The organism is Sphingobacterium sp. GVS05A (genome assembly GCF_019969845.1).
Lineage (GTDB): Bacteria > Bacteroidota > Bacteroidia > Sphingobacteriales > Sphingobacteriaceae > Sphingobacterium.
The window spans coordinates 140,500-165,540 of record NZ_JAHXYR010000011.1 but is presented as its reverse complement, the minus strand read 5'-3'; the positions used below and the strand labels follow the sequence as shown (position 1 = coordinate 165,540).

Annotated in this window: 12 protein-coding genes; 3 read left to right on the top strand and 9 right to left on the bottom strand. The window is 45.0% G+C overall.

Annotation, left to right across the window (positions count from 1 at the left end; genetic code table 11):
- The gene (locus LC454_RS23860) at positions 1–2,364 is read right to left on the bottom strand and encodes a glycoside hydrolase family 127 protein (protein ID WP_223584957.1); all 2,364 of its coding nucleotides are present in this window, start codon (positions 2,362–2,364) and stop codon (positions 1–3) included.
- A gap of 565 nt (positions 2,365–2,929) precedes the next feature.
- Here LC454_RS23860 and LC454_RS23855 point away from each other — a divergent pair.
- The 3 genes from LC454_RS23855 to LC454_RS23845 all read left to right on the top strand — a co-directional run bounded on the left by LC454_RS23855 (position 2,930) and on the right by LC454_RS23845 (position 9,493).
- The gene (locus tag LC454_RS23855) at positions 2,930–6,037 is read left to right on the top strand and encodes a SusC/RagA family TonB-linked outer membrane protein (RefSeq protein WP_223584956.1); all 3,108 of its coding nucleotides are present in this window, start codon (positions 2,930–2,932) and stop codon (positions 6,035–6,037) included.
- A gap of 16 nt (positions 6,038–6,053) precedes the next feature.
- Complete coding sequence (locus LC454_RS23850) at positions 6,054–7,658, top strand: RagB/SusD family nutrient uptake outer membrane protein (protein WP_223584955.1); 1,605 nt, start codon at positions 6,054–6,056, stop codon at positions 7,656–7,658.
- 200 nt (positions 7,659–7,858) lie between these two features.
- Positions 7,859–9,493: an alpha-L-fucosidase gene (locus LC454_RS23845; RefSeq protein WP_223584954.1), complete on the top strand. Its 1,635-nt coding sequence runs from the start codon at positions 7,859–7,861 to the stop codon at positions 9,491–9,493.
- 76 nt (positions 9,494–9,569) lie between these two features.
- Here LC454_RS23845 and LC454_RS23840 read toward each other — a convergent pair whose 3' ends face one another.
- From LC454_RS23840 to LC454_RS23805, 8 genes are all read right to left on the bottom strand, one after another.
- Entirely contained in the window at positions 9,570–10,430 is an 861-nt protein-coding gene (locus LC454_RS23840) for a sialate O-acetylesterase (RefSeq protein ID WP_223584953.1), read from the bottom strand.
- Positions 10,431–10,495: 65 nt separating this feature from the next.
- A complete protein-coding gene (locus LC454_RS23835) occupies positions 10,496–12,226 on the bottom strand; it encodes an RICIN domain-containing protein (RefSeq protein ID WP_223584952.1) in 1,731 nt (576 codons plus the stop codon).
- A 30-nt stretch (positions 12,227–12,256) separates the two neighbouring features.
- Positions 12,257–13,942 (bottom strand): endo-1,4-beta-xylanase, encoded by a 1,686-nt coding sequence (locus LC454_RS23830; RefSeq protein ID WP_223584951.1) that lies wholly within the window; start codon positions 13,940–13,942, stop codon positions 12,257–12,259.
- A gap of 23 nt (positions 13,943–13,965) precedes the next feature.
- Positions 13,966–14,991, bottom strand: a complete 1,026-nt coding sequence (locus tag LC454_RS23825) for a DUF5627 domain-containing protein (RefSeq protein WP_223584950.1) — start codon at positions 14,989–14,991, stop codon at positions 13,966–13,968.
- Between the two features lie 16 nt (positions 14,992–15,007).
- Complete coding sequence (locus LC454_RS23820; RefSeq protein WP_223584949.1) at positions 15,008–16,771, bottom strand: RagB/SusD family nutrient uptake outer membrane protein; 1,764 nt, start codon at positions 16,769–16,771, stop codon at positions 15,008–15,010.
- 21 nt (positions 16,772–16,792) lie between these two features.
- A complete protein-coding gene (locus LC454_RS23815) occupies positions 16,793–19,672 on the bottom strand; it encodes a SusC/RagA family TonB-linked outer membrane protein (protein ID WP_223584948.1) in 2,880 nt (959 codons plus the stop codon).
- Positions 19,673–19,699: 27 nt separating this feature from the next.
- Entirely contained in the window at positions 19,700–21,598 is a 1,899-nt protein-coding gene (locus LC454_RS23810) for a RagB/SusD family nutrient uptake outer membrane protein (RefSeq protein WP_223584947.1), read from the bottom strand.
- A 13-nt stretch (positions 21,599–21,611) separates the two neighbouring features.
- Positions 21,612–24,794 (bottom strand): SusC/RagA family TonB-linked outer membrane protein, encoded by a 3,183-nt coding sequence (locus tag LC454_RS23805; RefSeq protein ID WP_223584946.1) that lies wholly within the window; start codon positions 24,792–24,794, stop codon positions 21,612–21,614.
- Positions 24,795–25,041: the final 247 nt, after the last annotated feature.

Here is a 25,041-nt window from a genome sequence, read left to right as displayed (position 1 = left end):
TTATTCATCCGAGCGGAGTGTCCGTATTTCTAAAATTTTATGACTGGGGGACGTTAATGTCCCCTTGATTTTTACCTCTATTGTCGACATAGCGGTACTTCCTTTGGGAAGCTTTATGCGCGAGGTTGTAACAATAGCACTGCTATCGGTGCTCTTTAGGGTTTCAACAAGGATTCCATTGACGATGATTTCGGTACTTCGCAGCGCAGTATCTGTCATAAATTTCAGGTATAGTGCATTAGCGTCTGTATTTTTTAGCTGGTAACTGAACCAGCCGGTGGTTTCACGCCAGCGCGTATCGTCAGTGCTCCCGGCCTTGCTATTTTCTTCCCGAAAGAAGTGATCCGATTCCGGCTGTTGTTCACCCGCAATCACCTTGTCCACCGTGATTGCAGTGAGGGCAAGGCTTTCGCGTTCATCCCTTTCAATTTTATCCTGCAGGAGTTGAAGTTGGCTGGCAGTTGTTTGTGGCCAATACAGAATATATCTACTATCATGAAGACTATAGAAAGGTTCAAGTTCCATGTTTAGTGTGTCTTTCCCTTGACGAAGTCCTCTGAGTGTAAAATGCAATGGTCTGCCAGGGATCGGATGAATAAGTGTCGGGATCGCTTTAGGATCAGTGACAAGGATAGGGATATCGCGCAATGGGATCTGTTTTCCGGATGCGATATGACCCATCCGGCTATCGTCGGCCTTTAGTCCTGTGAGATCACTCGTTCCCGAACGTGCAGCGAGCACAACAGGCCCATAGGATATGCTGTAATAGTTACTCTGGTCAGGTAACTGTTCAATCTGGATTTCCATCGGCAATTCCATACGCAGGCGATCACCGGGCTTCCAGACTCGTTTTATGATGACATGTGTTTCCGTGGAATCCGTAGCGGGATAAGGTTTTCCGTTTATTGAAATTATAGGATTATCTTTGAGCCATTTAGGTTTACGTAGATAAAGTGTAAATTCATGTTTTCTTTTGGAATTAATGATCAGCGAGGTATACGCTTCTTTTGGAAAGTTGTTGTCCTGAATAATCTCGATGCCCTTTTCTTTCCAATGTAATTGGGAGGGAACAAAGAGATTGACGTACAAGTCATCCTGTTTGTGCGCATAAATCATTTCGCCATACTTGGCGTGGTTTTCCATGCCCGACCCAACACAGCACCACATACTCGTCTGCGGTTGCGAATAGACGCGATAATGTCCTGGACGGATCTGCGTAAAGTATACAAGCCCCCCATGTTCGGGATGCTGGCTCGACAAAATATGATTGTATAATGCCCTTTCGTAAAAATCAATGTACTTGGCCTGTGGATCTGTGCGGTATAGCATTTTCGTGAGCCGCAGCATATTGTAGGTGTTACAGGTCTCGGGGCCTTCGATGCTCTGAACCATCTTTGAGAAATCGTTTGTTGGATTAAAATGTTCACTGACGCTATTTCCGCCGATGGCAATGGATCTATGCAATACTACATTATCCCAGAAGTAGCGTATGGCGCCGGTCCATTCCACATCCTTGGAGAGTTCCCCAATCCGGGCGAAACCCAGGACTTTTGGAATCTGTGTATTGGCATGTAAGCCCGTTAATTTATCCTGGTGTTTTGTTAAGGGAACCAGGATAGACTGATGAGAGAATTTTCGCGCAAGCTCCAGGTATTTGGGATTTTGGGTAATTGCAGCAACATCCGCAAAACTTTCATTGAGTCCACCGTGTTCACTGCGCAGCATATCCTGTATCTGCGTGTCTGAGAGATGAGAAACTAATTTGCAGGCCCAATCAGTCATCTCGATAAGCATATTTTTAGCGCTTTGGTTGGCGGTCAGCAAGTAGACATCGCGCAGGCCAGCATAAGTCTTATGAATATTATACAAGGGTACCCATTTGCCATTTAGGCTAAACGTACTCGATTGGATATTTCCGGCATGAATTTCTTCCCAGATACGTTTGCCGCCCGGAACACCGCCTATATAGCCATTTCCATTTGCATCCTGACAGCGCTTCAGGTTTACAATCATGTAATCAAGCCGTTCTTTGATACGTAGATCTCCAGTGGAGGCATACATATTGGCGAGCGCGGAAAGATAATGACCACCAATATGTCCATCCAGGCCCGTATTTTCCCAGTTGGTATATGACTCTTTAACGACTTTTAATCCCGCTTCCCTCAAGAATGGAGCGAGGAGACGATCGGGATCCATATCCAATAAATACTGCAAATCAAGCTGTTGGGCGTGATAAAAGGGGCTTGGTAATAATCGGACATCCTGTAGATCGAAATAATTGAGCTCTTTGGAGGCCTGTGCAAATAAAGAGGAACAAAAGAACAATGCAAGGATCGTGTGGGAAAGACGGCTGTTTAATTTCATTTTAAATTTATGATATCTAATCAGCTGAATGATAAAAATATACAGCTATTTGGTTATTGGTTATGATGTACTAATGTACTGGTACTCCAAAGATATAAATTACGAAATTATTTTTAAGTGTTTTTTTTACATTTATTATTTTCCTATTTTTCAGGTCAAATACCGCCTTTTAATTTGTGGCAAATTTATCGGTGAATATGACCCAGCATCTATTGATGCGTTATTGGTTATGTCTCTTGTGGATCAAATTGGGGGAAGGGAATAACTTGCATTGAAAAAACCCGGGATTAATCTGTTATTTACTGGTTTTAGACATTTTTACCCTTCTTTTAATTATTTGTTGCAAGGTCATTTTTTTGAAACCTATAGCTTTGCTTAATAACCAATTGGCGAATAGCTAGCTCATTCTTATGAATGATCGGATAAAGGGAACAATGAATTTTTAGCGATGCATCTTGTATATTTTAGCGCCTACAGTCAGCATGCTAGTAATAACCAATTCGTGTAAATAAATAACCAAGTACTCGCCTCTAGGGGCAAAAAGACATTTATCTTAAATAAGATTATGAACAGAAATTATGTGTCTTCTTTCTTTTGTTTTCCTAAAGAAAGGAATAGGAAAGTGAAGTGGTTGTTAATGGCTTCCATGTTAATGTCCATTGGCCGACTGTCCGCTCAAGAAAAGGTCATCCATGGAAAGATCGTAAGTGATCAAGGGAAACCCATAATAGGGGCATCGATCAAAGTGAAGGACAAAACCCTCAGTACATCAACAAATGAGAAAGGCGAATTTGTACTCAAGCTCAATCCAGGCGAAATCATTATTGTATCCAATGTAGGGTATAACCATGTTGAATATGTAATCGGTAATTCATCAGAAATCAGTATCCCGCTTGTAGCCGCAGAAATTGCGGTAGATGAGGTTGTAGTGGTGGGATACGGTAAGCAGAAGAAGGTCGATCTGACGTCTTCTATTGCTGTTGTTGACACCAAAGATCTTGTAAAAGTACCCGGAGGAACAATTGCCACGCTTCAGAGTGCTGTGCCCGGGGTGCAGGTAACCAATGGTGCTATCCGCATCCGTGGCGTTGGATCCATTAACGGAACTGATCCGCTCTATGTGGTGGACGGAATGATCGGAGGAGCGATGCCCGACGAAAATAATATCGCTAGTATTCAGGTATTGAAAGATGCTGCATCAAGCGCTATTTATGGTGCCCGTGGGGCCAATGGCGTTATTTTGGTCACCACAAAACGCGGTAAAGCCGGGGATGTGAAGCTCGATTACAATGCTTTCGCCGGCACCAAAAATATTTCCCATAATGTACCCCTGCTGAACGGACAGCAACTGGCTGAATTGATTAATGAGGAAATGTACAATAAAGATCCTTCGCGCAAAGACTATCTGGACGCGCTGTCTAAACCGTCAGCCATCGGGCAAGGGTATAATATGATGGATGAACTGTTACAAACGGGCAATTATCAAAGGCATAATCTCTCGGTCTCGGGTGGCTCTCAAAATGCCAATTTTCGGCTGAGCGGTATTTATGCAACAGATAAATCCATTATTATTCAGGACAAGAACAAGTATTATGGAGCCCAATTCATCTCTGATTTTACCAAAGGAAAACTTAAGATAGGCGAAACACTTTCCTTAGGTTATACCCGCCGCAACTGGAGCGACAAAAATATCATCGATGCGCAAAAGTGGTCCTCCACATTACCGTTATATGATGCTAACAGTAGTACCGGCTTTGCTGGGGCTGGCAACGGAACTGATGTGCAGAGTGCTTTGGCAAATGCGTACCTCAACAAAAACGTCAATGACAATTTTTCGGTCAACGGCAATGCCTGGGCTACCTATGAGATCATAAAAGGACTGGTTTATAAATTTAATATGGGGGTAGATCTCAGCCGCGTACGTAATGAAGGCTATATAGGTAACTACTCCGTTGGTCAATATCAGAACCATAGCCCTGATGAACTCAATATTTCTAGCAGTCAGAATAACCGCTGGCTATTTGAAAATACGCTGACTTACGAAAATAATTTTGGTAAACATGCGATTTCGGCCTTGGCGGGGATTACTTCCGAAGAATCCAGGTACAATGCGGTCAATGCCGGTGCCCGTGGTTTGCCAAGTCCAGATGTTTTGATCCTCAATTCGGCTTCCTTGGCAAGTTCCCGCCTGGTGGGGTCGGGTGTAGGACAGTCGGCTATGTATTCCATGCTGGGCCGTGTCAACTATAATTATGACAATCGTTATCTCTTGACATTTAACATGCGGCGAGATGGATCGGCCAACTTCAGTAATCAATACCGCTATGGAAATTTTCCTTCGGTATCGGCAGGATGGCGGATCAGTCAGGAATCATTTATGAAAGCATTTCCTGCAATCAGCGAATTGAAGCTCCGTGGTAGTTATGGGCTTCTGGGTAATTCGGATATCGCACAATATCAGTATCAGCGGACGGTTAGTTTCGACCATGTCTGGTATTATCTGAACAATGTGATGGTTACCGGTGCGCTGCCGCAGACACCCTCCAATCCGAATGTAAAATGGGAAAGTCAGTACTCAACTGACCTTGGTCTCGATCTGGAACTCTTTGATCATAAATTGGCTCTGACTGTCGATTACTATAATAAAAAGACGGAGGACATGCTGATCAATGTACCCATTTCGTTCACAGCCGGGTATGTCAACAACTTTCCCGTGCTGAATGCCGGCAGCATACGGAATCGGGGCTGGGATATCCTGGCATCGTATAAAGATCAGGTCGGTAATTTCGGCTATCATATCGGTGCCAATATTTCTTTTGTGAAAAACCGCGTCCTGAGCCTGGGTAACAATAATGAAATTCTATGGGGAAGTATTTCGCCTGGGGGAGAAAATGTCACAAGGACCGCCGTTGGCCGTTCGATAGGGGAATTTTGGGGCTATACAACCAACGGTCTATACACCAGCCAGACGCAATTGGATGCCGATAAAGCTTTTGCACCCCATGCAGCACTGGGCGATGTACGCTTCAATGACCGAAATGGAGACAAGGTCTTAAATGATCAGGATAAGGACTTTTTAGGAAGCCCAATACCTGATTTTAGCTACGGTTTCAATGCTGATGTCAACTACAACAGTGCTATTGGGATCTTTGATCTGTCAATGATGTGGCAGGGGAGCAAAGGAAACGACATCTACAACAATAGCCGCTACTGGGGCGAGGGAATGTACCATTACTACAATAATTTTGCCTCAACGTTAGATCGCTACCGCGCAGAAGAACTTGTCTTCAAAAATCCGGTATCCGGTGAAACGACCGTCTATCCAAAAAATACAGACACCAATATTCCTCGTGCTGTACTCGGCGATCCCAATCAGAATTTAAGGGCGTCTAATAGGTTTGTGGAGGATGGTTCTTATCTGCGGCTCAAAGTCGTCAACATTGGCTACAGCTTTTCTAGCCCGAGGCTTGAACGCTGGAAGATCGACCGATTGCGGTTTTATGTCGGCGCAAAAAACCTGCTGACCTTTACCAAGTACTCGGGTTATGATCCAGAAGTGGGGTCGGGAGATACCCGCTCCAATCTGAGCCGCGGAATCGATGGACAAACACCATGGGGACTGAGCTTCCCAAATTCAAGAGAGTATTTTATGGGTATTCAATTTACATTCTAACCGCTTTATCGACATCATGAATAGACAGTATATAAAACTCGCAGCTGCTGCTTTGTTGATACAGTTTTCGAGCTGCAAGCCGAATCTGGATCTCTCCAACCCGCAGGAATTGTCGACAGACACCTATTATAAGACAGCAGATCAATTGGAAAACTCGGTCATACCTGCCTATCAGGCCCTGATCGGCCGTACGCAGGGGGGATATGCACGTAGTTTGTATTTTGAGCTTTTAGCGCCTGGTGATGATTACAATCATACCTTCAAATGGGAACCCATGTATCAGGATAGCTACAATACCCCTGCAAGCGATGGGATGACAGCCCAGACCTGGAGAGATTTTTGGAACGGTGTGTTTGCGGCTAATTTAGCCATCGACCGTATTCAGAAGTTTGAGGGCGAAATAGACCAGAATAGAAAGAATAGACTCTTGGGGGAAGCGCATTTTTTGAGAGCGCTGAACTATTTACACCTGGGAATGTTGTTTGGAGAAACTATTCCGCTAATGAATAAACCTGTTGAAACAAATGAAGATTATTATCCAGGCAACGCACCTACGGGTGCAGTATATGCGCTGATCGTGGATGATTTTAAGAAAGCATCAGAATTGTTGCCAACGCGCGCAGCACTTTATGCCGACAGTAAAATGATCGGTAGGGCAACCAAAGGTGCTGCTCAGGCTTATCTAGCTAAAACTTACCTTTATAAACCCATCCTAGCAAAAGGACAAACCGCGGATTTTGCAAATGCCGAAATCCAATTGAAAGGCGTTATTGAGAGCAAGGAGTATCAATTGATGTCTTCTTACAGAGATAATTTTTTGGAAACGAAAGAGAATAATCAGGAGTCTGTTTTTGAGATACAGCTTTATAATGGGCCAGGTTGGCTAGGGGACGATATTTCAAGTTCATGGCGCTGGCAGGAAATCGGAATGTTTGACGGAACAGGTGGTGCCTGGTGGAATCTGGCTCCCAATAAAATGGCTCACGATGAATTTGAAGATGGAGACCCTCGCAAATATATGACGTTATGGTGCGAGAATGGCGCAAAGTTTACACAACTGGATGGTAAGGTCACGAACTATACAGACTGGATGAAAAACCTGGCGACCAATAAAGATTACTTTGGTACACGGAAATATTGTCCGGATGTTCAGATAGCGGACTTTGATAATGGCAACAATGATCGTATTTTTCGCTATAGTGATGTGCTGCTACTGTATGCCGAGTGTCTCAACGAACGTGGCGACATAGCCGGAGCAAAGCAATACATCAACCTGGTGCGTAAACGCGCCAATAATATCGTTCCCGATGAGCAGCCACACCTGTGGTACCAAAAATCCAATGGGACGATCCCCGACGTAGACGGATTGATCGCGCAGGGTTTAGTAAAAAATGGTATTCCTTTAAATACGATCAAAAATATTATCGTGCATGAGCGATTTGTTGAATTTTTGGGTGAATATCAACGGTATTTTGACCTGTTGCGATGGGGGATGGCCAATCCAACCTGGCTGGAACCCTTAAAAAAAGGAGGCTGGTCCGCCAAAGCGATGTACTATCCTTTTCCGCAGTCCGAATTGGACAATAACAAAAATTTGAAAGGTAATGACATGAACAATTGATCTGGAAAATATATGTTTTATTTATTCGTAGTTAGTGTTAGGTGGGGGTGTCCTTTTTAGGGCACCTTCTTTGAAGAGCAATCGAATGAAAAGGTTCAATACAACTACTTTTGGTATTCAAAAAGATAACAAATTATAAACTAAATCTCTTTGTCGGGCACGTTTGGTGTGAGGCATTGTGATCAAAAAATCATCCTACAATGGACAGAAGAACAGCTATTAAGTTTCTCGGTGCAACTATTCCGACCCTTTTCCTTGGTAAATTTAGCGCTGCACATGCGTATCTGGGGAAAGCTCCTTTTCATCCCGACTGGCGCTCACTTGAAAACTATCAGGTACCTGATTGGTTCAGGGATGCCAAATTTGGTATATGGGCACATTGGGGGCCGCAGTGCCAACCCGAAAGGGGCGACTGGTACGCACGCGGCATGTATCAGGAAGGATCCGATCAATACCGCTATCATCTCGAAAAATATGGCCATCCGTCCATTTTTGGCTTCAAGGATGTGATCCATCAATGGAAAGCTGAAAATTGGAATCCCGAAGAGCTGATGGAGCTCTATAAAAGTGCGGGTGCCCAGTATTTTATGGCCCTGGCCAACCATCACGATAATCTGGATCTTTATCGTAGCAGTCATCATCAATGGAATAGTCTCAACGTTGGCCCTAGGAAAGATATTGTTGGCGGCTGGGAGCGTGCTGCTAAAAAACGAGGGCTCAAATTTGGTGTGAGCGTTCACGCAGCGCATGCCTGGACCTGGTACGAAACAGCGCAACGAAGTGATAAAGCTGGAAAGTTTGCCGGAGTACCTTACGATGGGAAGTTGACAAAGAAAGATGGCGCTGGAAAATGGTGGGCAGATTACGATCCACAGGAACTCTACGCACAGGATCATGAGCCTAGTTTGGATAGCAAAGACGACAACACGGTTCATCGGCAGTGGCATTGGGATGTCGCCTCCGGCGTGAGCGTACCTAACAAAGCGTACTGTGAAAATTTTAAAGCACGCACCCTGGAACTGATGGACAACTACAAACCTGACATGGTTTACTTTGATGATACTGTGCTACCACTTTATCCAATAAGTAATGTTGGACTGGAGATCGCGGCCGATTTTTACAATAAGAGCATGCATGCCAATAAGGGTAAGGTCAATGTGGTGATCAATGGCAAAATTCTGAACGAACAACAACGGAAATGCCTGGTATGGGATATCGAACGGGGTCAAAGCAATACTATTGAACCACAGCCCTGGCAGACCTGTACTTGCATAGGCTCCTGGCATTATGACCGCCGGATTTATGATAATAATCAATATAAATCGGCTAAAACCGTCATTCATATGTTGATTGATGTGGTCAGTAAAAATGGTAATTTACTATTAAGCGTACCCTTGCGCGGCGATGGTTCTATCGACGATAAAGCAAAGGAAGTGGTACAGGGAATAGGAAACTGGATGGATGTACATAAAGAAGCCATCATTGGAACGAGACCATGGTTTATCTTTGGCGAAGGACCCGCGCAGGAGGAGGCTCCTTCATTGAGTGTACAGGGCTTCAACGAAGGAAAGGGAAAGGCTTTTACCAGCGATGATGTCCGTTTTACGACAAGGGGAAATGTCTTGTATGCCTTTATTATGGGGATGCCGACCGAAAAACAAATTAAAATTAAGTCATTGGGCCGTTCGGCACCCAATTCCCGGACAATTAACTCTATTCGCCTACTTGGAAGCGCTGATAAAATAGGATTCAGACAGCTTGATAATATGCTGGAAGTCACTTTGCCGGATCATTTTATTCAAAACAACATAGCTACTGTTTTAGAAATCGCTTAGCGACCTGTAAGTTGCTATGTTGTTGTTTGATTGAACATAATTTTAACTGCGCCTGACAGCCTACCGCGTCCATGCTTTATTTTTTCTGTAGCAATTTAAGCATGCTTGCCGCGTAATTTTTGCCTAGCTGTCGGTACCCCGCAGGGCTGAAATGCAGTCCGTCGCCGATACCTTCACAGCCTGTGGAGGAGATGATATGGGCAGTTGGGATCGTAGCGGGCAGTGTTTGGATGATTGTATTCATGCTCGCACATTTACCTCCGGCTTCGGCCGATAGGAGTTCGCCGGCAAGTAGCGGAACATCTTTGGCTTTCAGGTGCAAATCGTGCAAGAGGTTTTCATAGACTTTTTTTACTTTATTGGGCCATTGCCGATCACCAGTGTTGGACTCGCCCTGATGAAGTAAAATACCTTTGATAACACCTTTCTGCTGTGCTATCCTGGCTAGCGCGACCAGTCTCTCATAGGGATTGTTGTCATAAGCAGCAAGCATGGATTTCATCCACTCCGGTGCCCTGGTGACATAGTTTGCCGTGCTATCCTGATCAAATAACTGAATATGGCAACCGCCAACCGAAACGTTGATGACACCGATCTCGATATTTTGGGGAAGGTTTTCCAAAAGCGTTCTGCCAAAATAATCTGCAGGTGTAAGTCCGGTGTGGCAACGCGTGAGCGGCGCGCGGGCGGGAGACCACTTGCTATACTGCCGTCCTAATTCGGGGCAGTCTACTGCCGACAGCACACGGAATCGCTTGCGAGCAATGGTATCCTGTGGTTCGAATTGGCCATGTCCCTCCATATTGGATTGACCAAAACAAAGATAGATATGGAAATTCTTGTCTTGGGCAAAGGTGGATGTACCCGAAAAAATGCATGCTATGAAGATCAATAGCAGAATTTTAAATTGTGTTTGCAGCATCGTGAAGCTTTTCATGTTTTAAAATTAAAGTATTTCGCGATAAGTAATACTTACCGCGAAAAAAGTGTAAGGGATGATAATTAGTTCATAGCGATAAATTTGAACTTAAACAACTGACAGGATGTGCCGTAATAATCCCAAAGCCGTAAGTTCGAATTGCCGTCCATGGTACAGTTGGGCACATCCCAACCACGTGTGGCATCTACCTTTGAGGTAATTTTGTAATAGCCGTTGGCTACAGCCGTTACCTTCCAGGCCTGAGCATCATTGCCATAGTCCTGCCAGAGCCGGATAGCCGTTCCGAGCGCATTGCTGTTACTCGCCAGATCAACGCATCGATTGCTCGCACTTGCTTTGGAAACAAAGCGCCAGTACCCGTTGCCCGCATCTATGGCTACCCAGCGCTGTGCATTTGCGCCATTTCTGGTCCAGGGTCTGAGTACTGCGCCGTTGGAATCTTCCCCTGATTTTAAATCAAGGACTTTGTTGGCATCGGTCTGAAATTCAATCTCGTAAATGCCATTATTGACCAGACTAGTGACGGTGCAGTTAGACATAGGATAATTGGAGGCGGCATATTGCTGAAACCACTGTTTAGCAGGAGCAGCGCAAGCCTCCCAATCGTTGTTATAGGCTGTGCCAGCATTGGGATCTCCTTTGTGAAGCAGATTGTCCGGAGCGAGAAGGTTCCAGCTCACATTGCCGGATTGATCGACGATATATTTTAGATTGGCACCAAAACCGTTTCCGCCCGCTGTACCAGTAGTTCCGGTACCGAAGGTACCGTATCCCTGTGGGGCCCAATCGGTTTCGGTAATGGCTATCGGGGCGATGTCAGCAATAGGCTTAACATTGGTATTCCATGCATTCTGAAAAGCTTGATAGGTATTGACACCACCCCAATATCCCGGATAGATATGTACGGCGTAGCCGATGTTGCCGCCGGTAATCTGATTAGTGACATAGCCCTGATAATGGGACTGCCAACCGGTACCTGGTATCCAGCAGACATTATTGGCACCGTTGTTACGGATGATATTGACCAATGGCTGAAAGAAATTTTTCAGCGCAGCAAAATGCTCATTGCCTGTCATCCCCCAGCTACCATTTGTTCCGAGGATTTCAACCGGTTCGTTGGCCAATTCAAACATCACGTTGTCTGCATTTTTCAATGCAGGATGCTGTGAAAGGAAAGTCCATACGGTTTTGAGATAAGTATGATAGGCATCATTTACTGCAATACGGTGCGGACATACACCCGGAGGGCGCAAGATAACATACATACCCCGGCTGCGGGCATGATTGATCAAAGGAATAATGACCTGGTCGGTGTAGGTAACCAGGCGATTGTAGTTGAACCTTGAAATATTGTCTTCGGGAATGGGAGCTCCCGGATCATTGGTCCAATAAGGATCAATGTGTAGACGAATGTAATTAAGATACCAGCCATCTGCAGCACTGCTCAGCTTGTCCATGACCGCTTTGTTGTAATTGAGTGCTCCCTGCACATTGTAGTTGTCCCAGGTGCAGTAGCCCGAGTTGGCGCCATACTGACAGCCATTGAACCAGGGGCTTGGCGTAATGGCTACCCCATGCAAGACAACGTTATTGTCGCAGGGATCTTTGAGGTACTTTCCGCCTACATGCAGGGTCGGGGTTGGCCGTGGCCAGCTTGCAACAGCTTGGGCGGAAACATTGGATTTAAGACTTCTTTCGGATTCGCTGGTTAGCGTTTTTTCTTCCAGCCGCGAACAGCTGGAAAAAATAGCTAATAAAAAGACCAGCAATAACCACATGTTGTTTGTTCTCATAATTTAAATATTTAAGGGTGATTAATGATCTTATTTTTTAGCCAACAATGCCTCAGCAACTGCCTGATAGGCTGGCTTTCGAACAAATCCTTCGGTCCATAAACCGATGGGCTCCCCGCGTCTCCAGAATGAACTTTCCTGGTCTGGACTATCCAATGGACTCCAGATGGTAATACCGTACTGCTTATCCTTGGGAATAATTTCGAGGTATTTCGCAACGACAAATTTGTACAGGTCAGCTTGTTTCTGATACATTTCAGCTGTGGCATTGCTGGTCATTATGCCGTTTCCAAGACCAATATCGAGCTCAGACACTTTGATCAGCTTGCCAGTGGCGGCCAATAGATTGAACATAGTGACGATATTGTCTTTGCTGGTATTGATATCGATGTGCATCTGGGTGCCGATCCCATCAACTTTGGCCCCTTTGCTTTCGATGTAGTTAACATAGGCGATCAGCCCTTTACATTTGTTGCCACTGCCTTCTAAGCCGTAGTCATTGATGAATAGGAGGTCATTGGCATTGCCATATTTGCGGGCAAACTGGAGGGCTTTGACGGCATAATCTTTTCCTAAGTAATCCTGCCAGTAGAATTCGTCATCGGCCAGGTCGGTTTTTCCGATGCCGGTCTTTAAGGCATATTGGTCCGGCCAGTCGGCCATCGGTTCGTTGACCACATCCCAGGCTTTGATGTAGCCTTTGGTTTTCTCAAGCATGCCAGCAATAAATGTCTCCAGCGCTTTGGTGAGTATGGCTTCTTTCTCGGCAGGAGTTTTCTCGATCGTACTGCCCCCAGGGCTGCCATAACCTTCACCATTGGCGGACTGTGCTCTTAAAGAATTGTTTCCCCAGCCAAACCAGCCGTCAATATTGCTTTCAAAATCACTGTTGGCAATAAGGCTTGCGGAACTACCTGTTTTTGTCAGCACGACCTTGTCGATGAAAATGGTACCATCGTATTGGCCAAAATTGATGATAAAACGATTCCGCGCAGCAGTTACGGTAACTTTGAGTTCGTATTCTTTGTAGCTTGTTGTTAATGCTAATGACCCCATATTGTCACCAGTATAATTGGAGGTGCTCTGCAGATCGATACCCATGTTGCCCGCTTTACTACCCCGGGCCACAATCTTCAATACATATTCTTTCCCTACTTCCGTCGGGTTAATGTCTGTGGCTGTCTGTGCTTCCCAGGCATTGACAACTGAAGGATTGCTCATTTTTAACGCATGACCAGCGAGGGCTGGTCCCCCCGAACCGGGTATCACCACAGGGGCGATTAACTTATTCAGGTAAGTGGCATTCTGTCCCGAATGCCAGCACAGCGTGTGGCCATACAGTGCCATATTATTTTCCTGTGCGGCCGCGATAAGCTGCTCTACGCGCGCCAGATTAAGGCTTCCGTCGGCCTGTACAATGGAGCCATGCTTCATTTCATAGCCCATGACCATCTCTTCAAAATTACGGTTGGCCAGACGGTAAAGAACCCCTTTGTTAAAATAGTCGTTCATATTGAGCGCCACACCAAGCTTAAAGCCTGGGTTTGCCTGTTTATCCAAATAACTTTTCAGGGGATCGTAGGCGTTTATATCTTCCTGCGCCAGCACTTTCTCCGGTTTTTCGACGGCATATTCCAGAGGTTGATATTTGGAACAGGAACTCCAGACGGTGCCGAGAGAAAGTAGCATGACGATAGTTTTATTGATTTTTTTCATCGTTGTTCTTTATTGAATTGATACTACTTTTTGATGGGCGTAAAAGTTTCCATTTTGACGGATCTGTCCCGCATTACCAGAGTATCCTTGCTTGTGATGCTCATTTGTGCCATATCGATCGTATAGGATAGATAAAGTGCATCTCTGTCTGTATTGCCCCAGCTGTTTTTTTCGCCCCGTTTGACAAACTTTCCAGTTCCTGTAGCGGATATGCCCGCACTTGCCGAGCTAATGCTGCAATTGTTGTCGTCATCAAAAGATAGGTTCAGATTGACATTGATATTGATATCACCAGCTCCCTTAAAAGATAGCGGCAAGATCGATTTCTTAAGTGCGGCCGTACTGATGTTTTTGACTTCATCTTTTTCGACATAGGCCTGATGTCTGACAACATTTTTAGTCAAGCTGCTATTGACTCCTTTGCCAAGGATCTGATCGGTGCCGCGGCGAAGGTAATTGCCATGCCAGGGATTGATATATTTGAGGGCATAGAAGATAAAATCTTTCGGCGCGGCATCCCAGTCGGATGCTATCGCCCTATTGGCGGTCTGTAAGGAAGTTTTACCGGAGAGGATAGAATCGGCATTGACAACCTTTGTCATCCGGAGCGGTAAAACGTAATAGGTTTCCAGGGATTTGGGATCGGCAAAAAATGCGTCAGTCAGTTGCACCTCTACGCCGCCTGTGAGACTACCACTCGGAATGCTGATCTGGTTGCTGGCAAGCTGATAATAACTATCAGGCAACGCGGTAACTGCCTGGCCATTTGGGTAGCTGAGTCCACGCGTGAGACTGTTGTCGACAACGAAGTCAATACGAATGTCTTTCTTGTTGTTATAGACGCCACCCGTGGTTGCCATGACTTTGACCTTATGTTGGTTGTCAAGGCTGTTGTCAAAGATGTCTTCGCCCAGAGTTACTGTTCTGACGGGTGTCTGATAAGCGAAGTATACCGATTGAAATTCAAAGTCCGGGAACTCCCAGTCATTATTTTTGCAGGACGCTAGGCTTACTAAAGCCATCGCGTACAGGATATTGATCTTTTTCATCGTGTGCATGTTAAGTTTAATTCCAGCCTATATTCTGTGCAAGATTGCTGTATTTGAGTACTTCACTGTAGGGGATCGGACCGTAATTCATATAGGTTTCATAAAGTCTATTCTCTACAGGTATTTCGGTATAGTTGTTATTGGTGATACTAATTCCCTTTGCGGCGACATTGATATCCATTTTCCAACGGCGGAGATCCCAAAAGCGGAACCCTTCAAAACAAAGCTCCAGTCGGCGCTCGTTTCGGATCAGCTGCCGCATTTGATCTCTATTGTTTTTTACCTGCTCTAGGTAAGGATCGCCATTGTTGGTGCCTACACCTGCACGTCTGCGAATAGCTTTGATGATATCGTAGGCCGAGAACGTAAAGGTACCCATACCCGTAGGACCCCAAGCTTCATTAGCCGCTTCGGCATAGGCCAGATACATTTCCGTCATGCGTATACGTGCATTGAAATGCATTTGCTGGGTAGAAGATGACGGATTGAGATTGACGTCCTGACGCAGAAGCTTTTTCAGGTAATAACCCGTCCGTGTGGATGTTTCGACTTTGTTCAAGCCGTCATTTGTCGGACTATTGGCTGTGGTATTGATCGCTGTATTGCTGACACCTGCTGTAGCACCATTGACAATGATATAGGTCTTCAATCGGGGATCCCGTTTATCGTAGGGATTGGCTTTATTGTAGGCCGAATTGGCATCGGCAATGGGATAACCATTCTCCATGGGGAAGGCATCGACCAGGTTCTGCGTTGGGTTGAGCCGCCCTCTGCCGAATAAGGTGGGCGGAAAATGATCTTGCTCCATGCTATTGCTATTTCCTTTGTCTGTACGCCAAAGAATTTCGGCCGGATTGGATCCTGAGGTTAAACCGTCGACCACCTCTTTATTGTACCATGTAAATCCTTTGGGATCGATGCCACTGGGACCACCTTTGGCCTGGATGACCTCTCCCGCATAGGTAGCGGCTTGCTCCCAGGTCGTTTTACTGCCCTCACTATAGGCCGGACTTGCTGCTAATAGCGCTGCTCTGGCACGAATAGCCTGGGCGATGCGTTTGGTCATCCGCAATTTGAATGTGGAGCCAAATACACGATTGTAATCATTAGCGTTTATGGATCCTGCATATTTGACCGGAACCTGGCTATCGTTACTGATATTTTCATAATCCATCGGCAATAAATCCGCTGCTTTTTTGATATCATCGTACAACTGTTGTATACAGGCTTCAAATGAAGCTCGAGGTTGATTGAAATCCGAATTAACGGTCTCGGGAGTCAAATGAATTGGTACCCCCAGTATTTCTCCTGTGCTTGACTTGCCGGCATGCGCCTGTAGGAGATGGAACATAAACAGCGCACGAAGGCCATAGGCTTCACCCTTCATCCGGTCGTTGAACAGGACGCTGACTTTTGGCTCCATAGCCCATTCGACCTGATCCGTTAAGGACAGAAAGTTGTTCAGATATTGTATGGCTGCATAACTGTTGCGCCATTGGTCGAAAGGGTTGTTTATACTTGTCCACTGACCGGTTGCCGTTTTTAGAAAACTATTATTTTTATCGTTGCTCACCGCATTGTCGGTCGCGACGTCATCAAAGCTGTAGCTATTGCTTGGAATACGGTTGTACCCATTTAAAAGCAGTCCCTGGGCGTATAAAGGACGGCTATTGGCTGTTTCAATTTCAAGATTATTCTCTAGAGCGGGCTCAAACATATCTTCGCAGGAAGAAAATAGCAGGCTGCTCAGGATAGCTACGGTTAATATTTTTTTCATCATTCTCATTTTAACTATTCATGATTAAAATAGAGCCTTTAGCCCGACGTTGAAGAATCGGGTTTGCGGCGCTTGTCCAATATTCAGTTGCATTGTTTCTTTTTCTTTTGCAATCATCAACAGATTGGATCCATTGGCATAGATTCCCAGTTCATGGATAAATTTGGAATTGAGTATACGTTTGGGAAAATCGTAGGAAAGCTGCACTTTGGACAGGTTGATGCGATCGGTCTTATATAGCCAAAAGTCTGAGCTTCGAAAGTTGTTATCACTATTGAAGGTGGTCAGGCGCGGATACGTTGCGGTTTCCTTGGTGGACTCTGTCCAGCGGTCACGGACGACCACCGAATATTTATCTTCCGCATCTACCCAAAAGTAAGAACTATTTTTCATGGCCTTGGCACCGAACTGGCCTGTAGCGGCAGCAAATAAGGTAAGGTTGTTCCATTTGACCGTCAGGTTGAATCCGAGTGTAAGCGGCGATCCGGACCATCCACCTTTGCCCAGATAAACCTCGTCGCGCGTATCAATCGTGCCGTCCCCATTTTGATCTTTATACTTCATATCACCGGGTTTTACTTCACCAAATGAAGAGAAGGCCGAATTGTCAATATCGGACTGACTCATATAAAAACCATCGTGCTGCAAACCCCATAGTGCATCAAGCGGTTTTCCGGCTCTATTTTGATAGCTAAACTGATAGAGCTCGTCCCTTTTTACTGCTTTTGTCGTATAATACATCCCATTGAACCCCAATGATACAAAAGTCTGGTTTACCTGTTTGTTCAGATTGATGCCAAAGTCGATACCCCGGCGCTCGTCACTGTTGTAATTGATGTAGGGGAGATCCGAGTAAACAGGCCAACCTGTCATAAAATACATCGGATATTGCGTTTGCGCTTGTACCAAACCGCCACTCATACGATTAAAAAAGTATGAGGTATTGAAGGTGATCAGGTTATTGTAAAGTCCACCTTCAAGGTTGATGTTAAATTCCTTGCGTTTTGGAAATTTCATGTTTGGATTGTCGCCCCTCCGTCGGTCAAAAGAGTGTACTAATGCGCCATCCGCCCAGCTATACCAGGCCCCGTTGTTGTAGGTATAATAGCCCTGATACAGGAAATAATCGCTAATGTCCAGGTCGGTGTTTAAGATACCTGCCGAAGCAGATAACCTTAACTCATTGACAACGCTACTGTTGGCGAGAAAATTTTCTTCTGACAGGCGCCAGGCGAGAGCCAGTGTAGGGGAGAGGGCTCGCCTGTTTCCCTCCGGTAATTTCGCCGAATGGCTATAAGCGCTACTAAAGTCAACATAATATTTACCTGAATAATTGTAACCTAGCTGTAGCCCTAGGTTGGCATTGCTGACTTTATGGTAGCTGCCGGAGGCAGCAACCTGAAATGCATTGGCCAATAGGATTGCCGAAACATGATGGTTGCTACCGTAGATACGGTTAAAGTTTAGGGATCCATTAAGCCCGATGGTCTGCCGATAGGTGCTGCCGCTGATATTTTGGATGCCCGATATGCGGTCATCGCCATATTTTGTGAGGCCACTGATCCGATCTTTTCCGTCGTAGTTGTTCCATGAAGCTTGATACACCGCATAATTATTGTTGTAAGACTGATTGTAATTTGACTGATAATCCACGGCTAGGTTGGTTTTGAACACGAGGCCTTCCAGGATATTTTTTAAGTCGAAATTCAAACCTGTATTAAATTGAAACTGCCGGTTGAGATAGCGGTTGGTGCCGCCTGCATAGACATTTGCAAAGGCATTGGTCTGGTCGAGCTGACTTCCTCCCAGGAGGTATTTGCCATCGATGAGAAAATTACTGTTGTTGACATACACCATCGAGTTGACGTCGCCTTCCTCGATCATATCGATCGGGATGAGGGGGGAAAAGCGATGTGGCCGTATGTTGGACGCTGCCTCCCAATAGTTCGCATTCACCCCCTTTGAAACATAGAAACTGGCGGCAGCATCTACATTTAATGAGATGATGTCGCTGACTTTGACATCTATATTACCACGCATGTTAAATCTATTGGCACCACCATTTTTTTTCGCCTGCCCAAAGTTGAGCATGGATCCTTCTGACCAAAATCCAAAGTTGGTATAGTACTGCGCGCGCTGATTGCCGCCCGAAATTTCGGCAGTCGCGTCGTAGCGGTTATAATGATCTTTGATATAGTCCGATGAATAGTAATCGACATTGGGGTAGCGAAAGGGATTTGTCCCGGCTGCATGCTGATAGATGGTTTCGGCACTGTAGAGCGGTGTTAGTCCATCATTTTGGCGGGCTTCGTTATATAAGGTCATATATTCTGCTGAGCCCAGGTATTTTGGATAACTGATCGCCGCATTGATTCCGGCATTAGCCCTGATTTTTATTTTCTGAGCACCGGCTTTTCCGCGTTTTGTGCTAATGTTAATCACGCCCTTGGCGGCCCGGCTCCCATAAAGTGCAATGGCATTGACTCCTTTTAGTACACTGATCTGCTCGATCTCTGTCGGCATAACATTATCAGCATCGCGTGGAAATCCATCCACGAGGACCAGATAACCGCTCATCCCCCAGATATTACCGTTAAAACCAGGAATAAAGGCATCTAGATTTTCCAGACTGTAGGTGCTGTAGCTCTTGTCGAGCAATTGAGGGATATTGATAGCCTGAACATTTCCCATGAGGTCATTTTTCTGAACTTTGCGGAAAGCGACTTGTACAAGCGCCGTACTGTCTATGCCGATACTGTCCTGAAGACTAGTTTTGGAAAATGTTGAAAGTGTATTTTTATATTGTCCAATGGTTGGATCAAGAGACTCTTTGGCCATCCCATCAAAGGCGGCTATCCAGCTTAATCCAAGACATAACGCTATTCTTAATTTTTTGTACTTCATTTTTTGAATGATTAAATGAAAAACTTGTTACCAGCCTGGGTTCTGATAGAACTCGGGATACATATTGACATCTCTGACCTTTAGTGGCAACCAGTAATGTTTGCTCGTAAATTTGCGTTCCAAAATGATATTCTCCTGGATATTGACAACGCGATTTTGAGATGGATCTTGGTTGTTAAATGTTCCTGCTCGATCAAATGAAACGGCTTTCTTTAAAGTGTAAGGCGATTCGGTCAACAACAACCAGCGACGCAGATCATTAAAACGGTGCCCTTCGAAGGAAAGTTCCACAGCCCGTTCGCGACGTAGCTCGGGGAGCAGGGAGGCCGCGGAGCCGATAAATTTGCTATCTACATGGCCCACGCCAGCGCGATCGCGTACGACATTGATTGCCTCAACCGCCGTTTTACCGTAATTGTCTGCTTTACCCGTGGCCGAATTGGCCCCCATCATGGCAGATTCGGCATACATCAAATAGACATCAGCAAGGCGCATATAAGGCACGTAAATATGAAGATTGGTACCATAGCTATAGGCTTGATCATATTTATTGGAAGTTAAAGGGATAAATTTGCGTAGGACGTAGCCTGTCTGACTGCCCGTGCGGGTATCCCGATAGCTTCCGCCTGTGTACAGATTGGCGTTGCGATTTTTTTCTTCTGAAGCCGACATATTGCCCTGAACGACTTTAGCACCGTCAAAAATAATGTCCTTGTAAAAGCGCGGATCCCGATCTTTCCAGGGATATTCGGCATTGTATCCCGACTCCGCATCGGACTGGGTAATGTCTTTGATCGGTAGGCCACTTTTCATGCCATAGTAGTCGACATAATTTGCGGTTGGATTGAACTTAAGGTCGCCATCTCCAACCTCCAGTGGAATATATTGCTTGCTCGTACCCCAATTAGATACCCATGCATCAATATAAGGGCCTCTAAAAATAGCTTCTGTGCTGCCTGGCATGGCCCAGTTTTGCCCCGTTGTATAAAAGTTTAAATGGATGTTGGCCATGGGTACCAGCGCATAATTTGTCTGGCCACTTTCAACAAGGGATAGCAGTTCGCCAAAGGCTTGGGCTGCTTTTTTACAATAATCTGCCTGATATGTTTTACTCCCGGTAGACTGAAAATTCATCAGTGGACTTCCTGCCCAAAGGTAGTTTTTGCCGAGATAGGCCAGCGCCATGATCTTATTGATGCGCAACTGGTTTTTGCCCAGTGTACGCTTTCCTGCGGTTGTATTGTCCCAGTCGATCGGTAAGAGATCGGCCGCTTCTCTAAAATCGGCTGCGGCAAGATCCGCACAAGCCTGATAGCTAAGTCGTGGTAACCGAAGCTTTTCGTCGCTTGGAAGTACATAGTTTATATACGGCATACCGCCAAAATACTCCATCAGTCGGTGGTGAAACCAACCTCGGAAAAATAACAATTGACCCTTGATCAGGTTCTTTTCTTCTTGCGTCGCTTCGTTCAGTTTGTCGATATTTTCTAAGCCAAGGCTTATTTTCCGAAGGCCAAACCAAGCGGCGCACCATAGATCGCGGAAGGCACGGTTGGCGAATACATCGTCGTTTCTGGTGGTAAAATCTCCCTGATCCATCCAACCAGCACCCCAGCCATCAGATTCCCTTTGCCAACCCCAAAAATTGCCTTGGTCTATTTTGTTTACAAAATGAAAATTGTTTGCTGTGGAGGTTATTTCATCCTCCCCCCAGTTCCAGGAGTTGGTCCAGTAGTTGTTGCTGAAATTGACTACGCAATTGTAAAGTTCCTCAGTGTAACCCTGGAAGTTGATAAAGTTTTTAAATGCTTCTTTGGACGATACATTGGACTGTTCCTCTTTATCGAGATATTTATTGCAGGAGAGTAATGATGTAGACGACCAGAGCACACCAGTTATAAAGATTACCTTGAAATATTTTTTCATTTGTCTAATTGCTTTAAAAAGTAATGTTTGCACCTAGATTAAACCGTTTTACAGTAGGATAAGCTCCTTGAGAAGCCCACCCTGTACCTGCGTAATTGGATTCTCGGTCATCGGGCATTTTCGACCAGAAGACCAGGTTGTTGCCATTTAGGAATAGGCGAAGATTTTGAAGACCCAAGCGCTTGATCATACTGGATTCCCTGTTAAAATTATAGGCAATTTCAGCTGTCTTCAATCGGATGTATGAGCCATCAAACATATACCTGTTGCCAGGGGTGTAACTGCTCGATTGAGATAGCCATCGTGGGAGTGGCACATCGGCATTAATATTGTCCTTTGACCAATAAGAACCCTCATCGTAGGCCAGATTAAGCTGTCCCGAGAAACTATTGAACACAACCTGACGGGTGACATTATTGACGGCATACCATTGTGTCATTACACTGAAATTATTCCAGTCAAATCCAATCGTACAATTGTATGTATTTTGTGGAACAGAGGGAAAGGCATATGGAATATTGTCCTTGGCATCAATGATACCATCACCGTTATAATCCAGGATGTGATAATTGCCGGGGAGCTTAGCAAGGTCATTGCTTTCGTGTATGGTACTGCCATAAAGTTCATCCCAGGTATTGTAATACCCGGAGCTAACATAGGAATAGGTTTGACTCACCTGCTTATTGTCCGGTTTCTGATATTCGGGAAGCAATTCTGGAGCATCAGCATTGATGACTTTGTCCTTGGCATGGGTGAAATTAATATCTGCCCATATTCGCCAATTGGGGCTAAGTTGCTTATTGAATTTCAGTTCGACTTCATAACCTTTATTTTCTACCTCTCCGAGGTTGGCCGTTGGGGCCTCAACACCGAAATAGGAGGGAATAGACCTTCCGCCACCCGTGATAAGTACATTCGTCCTGTGATCTTTGAAAAAGTCTACTTTTCCGGAAATCTGTCCGTTGAACAGTCCAAAGTCCACGCCGAAGTTTAACTTCTTAACTTTTTCCCAGCGGATATTTGGGTTTCCAAGCACATTTTCTTTATACCAGATGTATGGACTGGTATTTCCATCGGAGTAAGAAAACCGACCGTCGACACCCATCCCTGAAGTACCACCGTAAGCCCATTGCGTTAAATAAAGAAATTGTCCACCACCACTATCGTCGCCAATATCCCCATAAGAGCCACGCAGCTTTAATGTGTTCAAAAAGGATAAAGGTTTCATAAACTCTTCTTCCGAAACTAACCAGCCGATACCACCTGAATTAAAAAAGGCAAATCTGTTTTCAGGAGCGAATTTCTCGGATCCTGTATATGCGCCATTATACTCAAGCATATATTTGTTTTTATAATTATAGGTGGTGCGGAACACCCAGTCTTCCCGATAGGATGGAACGGTGCTCCCTCTTCCGTATTGATTGCGGTTAACTAAACCCATGGCTGAAATATTGTGGTTTTTAGCCAAGGTAGTTGCGTAATTTAATTGCAACTGATAAAATAATCTCCTGTACGTGAGCGCGTTGTTTACGGTTCCTCCTTCTATCGTCCAGTCAATACCTTCGGCAAAATCAAATCTATTGGTTCCATCAAAAGGTATTTGATAGGTTGGAAGTCCGGTTTTGGGATCTATCCACTTGCTTTGGGTGCTATTATTGGCATCATTGATACCACGCCTGCCCTCTACAAATGTATTATCCAAAGAGATTGTTCCGCGTAGATTAAGACCTTTTGTTAAAAATTTGAGGTCCTGTTCAAGCGTAAAATCTGTTGTGATACGACTTGTGGTAATATACTCGGTTCCGCTGATGGCCAATACACGGGCAGAGTTTATGCCGGCATTTGGGTTTGGCGCATTGAACCCCCAGGTGCCATCTGAATAACGTGGATAGATAACATCCGGTGCTACGGTGTAAGCTGCAATCCAATAGGAATAATCGTTGCCACCCCCAAATGGGCTTTTTCGGACGCCACGTGAACCTGCGAGATTTGTTGAAAATTTGGTTGTTGGCGTCAATTGGAAATCTAGATTCGAACGCACATTAAGACGGTTAAATCCGTAGCCGGCTTTATAGCCCCTTGCGTTTTCAAACTGGCGAAATAGATCACCTTCATACAGATAATCCGCGTTGGCAAAGTATTTGACAAATGGTGTGCCGCCGGCAATATTCACACTGCTGTTTTGCGAAAATGCTTGGCTTCTAAAGAGTTCTTTTGCCCAATCGGTATTTACATAACGCTCCCGTTCGGTTTGGTCGGCCGGGAAACGGTATTTATTGATAATATCCTGCGGTGAATAATCGGCCCAACTTGCAGGATTGATACCCAATTCGTACTCAATCACTTTATTACGTAGCATCAATGCATCGTACGAATCCATTTTACCGGGTAGTTGTGAAACAGTTTTAACGATGTTGTTGACGGTACCACGTATGAGCATTTGCCCTTCTTTACCGCGTTTGGTAGTGATCAAGATAACCCCATTTGCTCCTCTGACACCATAAACAGCGGTAGCCGATGCGTCTTTAAGTACTGAAATCGTTTCGATAGAACTGATGTCAACTGCTGATAAAGGTCGCTCGACACCATCGACCATCACCAGCGGATCTGTGTTGTTCCAGGTACTGCGGCCCCGAATGACAATACGCGGGTCTTCCTCGCCGGGCATTCCCGTACTTGCAGTCGTGATCACACCCGGTACATTGCCCGTTAAGGCTGCACCTACGCTGGATACGCCACCGGCGCGCTCCAGGATTTTTCCCGAAGTTTGGGCAATAGCACCCACAACTGTTTCTTTCTTTTGCCGACCGTATCCTACAACGATGGTTTCTTCTATTTCAAGAGTTCTATCAGTCAGTTGGACTTCTATCGTAGTTTTCTGAGCAATATCAACCTCGGCCTGATTATAGCCTAGTTTGGAAATGGTCAGAAGATTTTTATCAGCAGGGACCTGAAGTGTAAAGGTGCCCTCATCATCACTCGAAGTTGCCAAAGATGTGCCTTTTATTTTTATTGAGGCACCGCTTACGCGCTTATGGTTGCCGTCAACAATAACACCCTTTATTTGTCTTTTAGCCTGGGCATGTAATATTGACTGTCCAACAAAAATAAAGAGCAGCAGTAAATAGAATGGTCTAGCTATACCCCATAGCTTCTTCCAATGCCTTACAAGAGTGATACTAAATGTAGTCATCATAGCTTTTGTGGATTGATAAATAGGTTTAAAAATTTGTTGGTTAATTTGTTTGTAATTGGTTGGTATGGTAGCACCACAGGTTATTTTTGATCATAATGGATCATAGATTATGGATCATCCAATGTTGTCATATGCTTTAAATAATAATTGGTTAATGTTTTACTTTGAAAATTTAGCAACCGGTTGCATTTTTCGGATGTTGACTATCCTGCTTGGAATACCATTTCAAAGCGGTTTATAATTGCAC